General features: G+C 29.3%; 6 protein-coding genes. 5 read left to right on the forward strand and 1 reads right to left on the reverse strand.

Annotated elements, in window-relative coordinates; genetic code table 11:
- Positions 1-851: 851 nt before the first annotated feature.
- Positions 852-1,217 carry a hypothetical protein gene (locus tag U472_RS07975; protein WP_068717212.1) on the reverse strand — a complete coding sequence of 122 codons (366 nt, stop codon included), beginning with the start codon at positions 1,215-1,217 and terminating at the stop codon, positions 852-854.
- Positions 1,218-1,464: 247 nt separating this feature from the next.
- Between U472_RS07975 and U472_RS07980 the strand changes: the two genes are divergently transcribed.
- From U472_RS07980 to U472_RS08000, 5 genes are all read left to right on the forward strand, one after another.
- The gene (locus U472_RS07980) at positions 1,465-1,749 is read left to right on the forward strand and encodes a hypothetical protein (RefSeq protein WP_068717214.1); all 285 of its coding nucleotides are present in this window, start codon (positions 1,465-1,467) and stop codon (positions 1,747-1,749) included.
- Positions 1,750-1,953: 204 nt separating this feature from the next.
- Entirely contained in the window at positions 1,954-2,754 is an 801-nt protein-coding gene (locus U472_RS07985) for a hypothetical protein (RefSeq protein WP_068717215.1), read from the forward strand.
- A 793-nt stretch (positions 2,755-3,547) separates the two neighbouring features.
- Positions 3,548-4,705, forward strand: coding sequence for an iron-containing alcohol dehydrogenase family protein (locus tag U472_RS07990; RefSeq protein ID WP_068717217.1), 1,158 nt, complete (start codon positions 3,548-3,550; stop codon positions 4,703-4,705).
- Positions 4,706-4,729: 24 nt separating this feature from the next.
- Positions 4,730-5,305 (forward strand): class I SAM-dependent methyltransferase, encoded by a 576-nt coding sequence (locus U472_RS07995; RefSeq protein WP_068717219.1) that lies wholly within the window; start codon positions 4,730-4,732, stop codon positions 5,303-5,305.
- A 474-nt stretch (positions 5,306-5,779) separates the two neighbouring features.
- Positions 5,780-5,974 carry a hypothetical protein gene (locus U472_RS08000; RefSeq protein ID WP_068717221.1) on the forward strand — a complete coding sequence of 65 codons (195 nt, stop codon included), beginning with the start codon at positions 5,780-5,782 and terminating at the stop codon, positions 5,972-5,974.
- Positions 5,975-6,118: the final 144 nt, after the last annotated feature.

Below are 6,118 nucleotides of genomic sequence, written 5' to 3' on the forward strand. Positions count from 1 at the left end.
GATATGCTAAAGAGATACCTAACATATATTCTCTTATATCATGATTGAACATCAAAAGTATTTATTGAAACTTTATTAAATTTAAAATTAGCCTATGAGAAGAAACCTACTGCATGGGGTGATTACTGGCATGATACAAAGAATCAATATCATATAAACAATTTCAAATAATTAAGATTTAAATTAGGGATTTAGTGTTACTATTTTTATTAGCAATGTCAATTTCTTGACATACTATCAGGAAACTATACTTTTTTAGAGGCTGTGGATAACTCTTATTTTTTTATAATTTTGATTTTGGAGTGAAAAAATTAGCCCTAAAGGATAAGTTTAACTAAAGTTCAGTAAGAAAAACACTTACTTCACTAAGTTTTCTCTATGTTTGAACGAATCAAAAATTGAGCTAAAATTTAGGGTTGAAATAAGATTGGGATTAAAAGCCAAAATAAATGATGATAATTAGTATTTTGATTGCTAAGTGAGTGGGCTCTGCCACGAAGAGTTTTTTAAACTAGTAGGTTTGGTGGTTTTTTGGGTGCCCTGAAAAAGGACTATAAAAATTAAGATCCCAAGGAGGGTTATCTTTTCAAACTTAAAGAGTCTCTATTTATCGACTGAGGAAGTGCTCTTGAGGTGCAATGCTAAAATTTACTCGGAAACGTCCTGAAAGAAGTACTCTTGGGGTGAAAGATGATAAGTTTTCCCGAGATAGTTTTTAATATTAATTAATGGGACTTAGTAGTTAGTCTTTCGGTTAAAAATTAAATTTTAAGTAATAGAAGAGTGGGCGGTAGCCCATTTTGTTTTTATTAAGGAAATTATTTTTAAAGTCTATAAAGAACATTAGCTAATTACAATGAATCAAGATATTTTTTAGCTTCCAATTCATTTGAGAATATGCGATGCTGTTCAAAGACTTGTAGTGTTCTTTTTATTTGAAGTTCAGCTACTTTAGATTTAGATATTATAGTTGCGACTCCTTTAACCTCTTTTGCTATCATATTTTTTCTAAGTTTAGCAAAGATATCATTTACTTCTTTAGAATGAACAGGGTCACAAGAGATATCAAGACAGGTTGTAAAATTTGGTTTAGCTCTGTTGATAAGTTCATTGACTTCCTGAGTATATCTTTTTGCCTCTTTAAGATCTAATGCTTTAGTAAAAGTAATATATATTCTATTCTCTAAATCATTATATCTAACTCTGTAGTTTTTCATATTTTACTCTCCTATAATAATTTTGCTTTAAACTGTTATTGTTTTGTTAGGTAAGTTTATATAATAACTCTATTATATCATTTATAAAAAATCAAAGAAATAATAATTTTATATAATTTTAATATATAATTTGAAAATTGTGCAGAATTATATCCTAGTTTATATTGATAGCTTTAATTTTTATTATATAATGTAATATAATTGACAATTATAATTAAATTTTACCATTTAATCATAATATGGAAAGGTGGTAATCATAATTAATGCTGTAATTAAAGAGCGTGATGAATGGAATACCTATCCAGCGTTTAAAGAATTTAATAAGCAGATTAGAGGAATTTGCTTAAAGAAGAAAAGAAAGATAGTCTCTATTTTAATTGAATTAATTTTAGTTATTTCAGTAGCTAGTTATATAATAGATAGGAGCTACTTATTATATACAATTCCTTTCTTGCTAGTTATAGTTATTATACGTTGGAGAAAACCTATAGATACATTGGTTAGCTATGAAGAGTATAATCAGAATATTTAAAAGTCGACTAGAAAATTTATTATAATTTTAGCTATAAATTTAATAGATCATTTTTCAAAGATACTAATTGAGATTTAGTATTTTTTATTATAGATATAAGTAGAGTAGTGATAGATTAGGAATTTTAATAGTTATCTTTCAATATTTTATAAAGTTGATTGGAGTATGAATTTATTGATTTAGCTACAGACTAGATATAAGGAGGTGATAGTTAACAAAAAATCACTGGTTTTAGTTATTGTCTTGATTTTGATGGCTATTTTAAGCAATTTAAAACCAGTATTTGCAGAAGAAATTCAAATAGAGTCGGTATTTGAAAAGGAGTTAGTAGTAAAAGAAGATACTATTTTGATTTTAAAGGGAGAAGTAGAAGGGGATAATAAACAAGTTAAAAGAGATTTAAGCTTGAGAATATTAAAGAGGTTAAGTTTAGACAATTGGCTAAATGATTCTACTCTTAAAACAGATGTAAAGTTTGCTAATATTTATGGAAATGAAGGTGAAGAGATGATGGTTACTCTTTCTCTTCCTAAAGATAATGGATTATTAGCAATCTTTGTCCAATCAGGCTCTGGATACCAGCTTGAACTGGTTATAAAAGGTATGCTCCCCATAACAGGTCTTAACTTTATTGAAATTCCTGATTTAAAATATAAAGCTATAGTAGTAGATGAATATTTAGATGAGCGCTTTGGTGCTTTTTTTGAAAGTAAGAGTAAGTCTATATATATTATAGATAAAGATTTAGCCATAAAAAAAGTTTGGGAAAGAGTGTCTTATTTAAAAGTAGCTAAACCTCTAGAAGAAGGATGGCTTATTAATTTAGAAGAGGTAGATATATCTTTTAATTCTAAAGGGAAGATTATAATTAGAGGGAAGAAACGGGAATTAAAGGTGGAAAATTTAGAGCAAAGTGAAGGTCAAGAGATTAGTTCTTTAGATATTCAGGAGCTTTATCTCTGGAAACAAGATAGATTATTATTTAAAGAGGTAAAATCCCCTTAAAAGGATTTGATTTATAAATAGTGGTTCTTTATCTAGAGCTCTATCTATATATAGATAGAGCTTTTTTATATTAAGGAAATTGATAGTATGTCAAGAAGTTGTGGATAATTTAGTTACGTATAAAAAAAGATTTATTAGCTACGAATTAACACAGATGAAACACGAACAAAAAATAAAAAATAAATTAATTATTTAGTTAGTGATTCAAGTAAATAAAGGATTAAAATATGCAATAAGATTCTAAAAAACTTTTAAACTTATCTGTGAAAATTTATGTAGATTCAGCCCAAGGCTACTTCCTCAGTCGTAACCTCCTTTAGGGCGCGTAGCAAAAAATTGTTTTAAACAGTTCTTAGAGAATTTGATTATAGAAGACTGGGCGATAGCCCATGTTGTTTTATTTAATAAATTAAAATTAGTTCTATAGACTATTTTTACGCTTTGTGCTATTCAAATTTTAATATAAGTTACCTTGTTGAATAAATAAAATTTACTACCTGTAAATATATCAATTTTCTACTAGCATAAGGGATTTTTTGTAATGAAATAATTGAAGAACAATGCAATAAAAGGTATAATCATACTATAACTGGCTCAAATAAGTTTATAGCCTTATGAGAGTAGCAAATTTTACTCTTATTTTTCTATGATTAATATTTATTAATGATATCAATTACTTATACTGCTAATCACTTGTTAAGTGCTCCAGTTGTATGCTAAATTTTAAGATTAGAAATAGTAAATAATGCAATACTATTAATAAAATAAAATTTAGAAACTGGAGTGATAAGTGATGTTTGATTTTGAATATTATTCACCTACTAAAATAGCTTTTGGTCCTGGTAAGCTAGGAGAGATAGGGCAATTAATTGGTGAATATGGGAATAAGGGATTGGTAGTAACAGGTCCCACTATAGAGAAAGTTGGTATATTGGCAATGTTGGAGGAATATTTAGATGAAGCAGAGATAGATTATGATGTCTTTGCTGAAGTAAAGGAAGAGCCTTCAGTGGAATTAGTAGAAAGAGGGGATGAATTTGCTGAAGATAATGATAGTGAATTTATAATTGCACTGGGAGGGGGCAGTAGTATAGATACTGCTAAAGCAATTGCTGTAGCAAGAACTCATCCTGCTAAGATAAGAGATTATTTGGTCGGTGGGAAGATAGGAACTGATGGTATTACTTCTGATGTGCTTCCGATAGTTACTATTCCCACAACTGGAACAGGAAGTGAAGTGACTTCAGCTGCAGTTATTGGTGATGAAGAAGAGGAGAAGGGGGTATTGTTCTCTCCCTATATCTTTCCTCAAGTGGCAATAGTAGACCCTGAATTGACCTTTACCTTACCTAAAGAGGTTACAGTCTATACTGCTATAGATGCCTTATGCCAAGCCATAGAGGCTTATCTATCTCCAGAAGGAAATATTATTTCGGATTTGTTATCTTTAGAGTCTATCAAATTGATTAGAGATGCTATCTATGATGCTGTCAATGATGAGGGTAACCTTCAGGCAAGAACAAAGCTTTCTTTAGGGGCTACCTTAAGTGGGATTGTTATATCCCAGGCAGGAGTAGGTGCAGCTCATGCCTTATCGATGGTCTTAGGAGGAAGATATGGGATACCCCATGGATTAGGAATTGCTCTGGTACTACCTCATGTTGTTGAGTATAATGCTAGTGATTTTCAAGAGGGATATTTAGATATAGCAGAAGCCTTTGGGATAAAGGTAAATGAGCTGACTGAGGAAGAGACAATAACTGCTTTAGTAGAAGATTTAAAAGATTTAAATCAGAAGTTAGGAGTAAAAGCCAAACTAAGAGATTTTGGAGTAGAAGAAGAGCTTTTATTAGAGCTGGGACAAGCAGCTTGTGAATATGGCGATATGAGAAATAATCCTAAAGAGCCAACAGCAGAGGAGATGAAAGAGATTTTAGAGAAGATATTTTAATTATATAGTAAAGGAGTAGATTTGATGGTACACAAGTTTGATCCCAAAAATAAGCATAAGTTAGATAATCCTCAGAGAAGAGAGGTGATGCCACCTAAAGAAACATTGGAGAGATTGATGTTGTTAGAGGGTGATAAAGTAGCTGATATTGGCTGTGGAATAGGTTATTTTACTATTCCAGCTAGTAAGATAGTAGGCAAAAATGGAAGGATTTATGCTATTGATACTTCTAAGGAGATGTTAGCTTACTTAAATGAGGAGATTCAAGATAATAAAATTGAGAATATAGAGTTAATCGAAGCTGGGGAGTATGATGCCAAATTAAAAGATAATAGCCTTGACTTTATTTTAATCTCCTATGTAATTCATGAGATAGAGGATAAAGATAAGTTTTTAGAGAACTATTTACATAAGCTTAAGAGTAGAGGAAAATTAGCAATTATTGAATGGAAGAAGGTTGAAAGTGAAAGTGGACCACCCTTTGAGCATCGTGTAGGTTTAGAAGAGTTATCTAAATTATTAACTGCACATAATATAGGGATTATCAAAGAGATAGAATTAAGTGATAATCATTATGGTATAATTGCTAAGAAGGTATAAAGAATAATGTAATATTATGGAAAATAACTTTGGCAAATTAACAGCTATAAATTATTTTAGACCACTATTTATAATATATTTATACCAGTATAAGAGATGTATTATTGAAAATAGGTATTTGTTCTATATTGAATTTTTTGGAAATAGTCTCTTATAATAGAACTTTTCCGGGATAAAGATTATATTAGATAAATTTACAATTAAATGATAGAGAGAGTCGGGGATTCCTCGGCTTTTTTGTTACTGTGTGTTCTATAGTTTTGTGAATTTAAAGTAAAATAAAAAGATAGTTAGCCGATAATGAGAATTACTTAAATTAAAGATGCTTTTTCTGTAACTTTTAAAAGTAATTTGCAGGATTTTAACAAATATAGTAGTAATATAGTGGTAGATAATTCTTTTAGTGTATATAAAAGACATGAATTGGTTATAAATCTTATAAAGGAAGATTTCAATTATGAAAGGAGCCAATTTATGTCTATAGTAGTAAATAAGAATGAAGATTTTTTAGTAGTTAGTTTTAATTATTCTGAGAAAAGGGTAGAGAGAATAAGGCAGTTGAGAGGACGGAGGTGGGATGCAGAAGATAAGGTTTGGATAGTCCCTTATTCATTCGATAATATAAAGCAAATAAAAGAAATGTTTAAAGATCCTAAATTGCAATATTAAATTGAACTAGTCTCAAACTGTAATAATTTAAGCGTATAAAATATAGATTTGTGAACCTAAAATGAAATTTATCCAATATAGTATCTAGAACATATAACTTTTGTCTATAACTTAATATAATTATAAAACTTTTATAGAAATATT

The sequence above is a fragment of the Orenia metallireducens genome, assembly GCF_001693735.1.
Taxonomy (GTDB): Bacteria; Bacillota; Halanaerobiia; order Halobacteroidales; family Halobacteroidaceae; genus Orenia; species Orenia metallireducens.